Genomic DNA, 391 nt, shown 5'->3' on the forward strand with positions numbered 1-391 from the left:
GAGCCGTGCCTGCGCCGCGTCGACCTCGTCGTCGTCGAGCCCCAGCTGCATCGCGTCGAGCTGGTCCCGGGTCGACAGCACCACGGAGGTCTTGTCGGCGATGCGCGCGGCGGCGTCCGCCATCGCGGTCATCACGTCCACGGCCGGCTCGGGCACGACGGTCACCGGGTGCCGCATCAGGGCGACCTCGGCGATGTGCACGGCCAGGTCCCCCATGCGTTCCAGGTCTCCGGCGATCCGCATGGCGCACAGCACCAGGCGCAGGTCACCGGCTACCGGCTGGAGGCGGACCAGCAGCTGCGGGATCGCGGCGTGCACATCGTCGCGCATCCCGTTGAGCACGGCGTCGCCCCGCACCACCGTCTCCGCCGCGGCCCGGTCGCCGTTCAGC

At 73.4% G+C, this 391-nt stretch carries 1 protein-coding gene; it reads right to left on the reverse strand.

Annotated features, from left to right (window positions below):
- The coding region (locus C1I92_RS33240; RefSeq protein ID WP_267896784.1) for a phosphate signaling complex PhoU family protein at positions 1-391 on the reverse strand (391 nt) is incomplete at both ends.

The sequence above is a fragment of the Jiangella anatolica genome (genome assembly GCF_003236295.1).
Lineage (GTDB): Bacteria > Actinomycetota > Actinomycetes > Jiangellales > Jiangellaceae > Jiangella > Jiangella anatolica.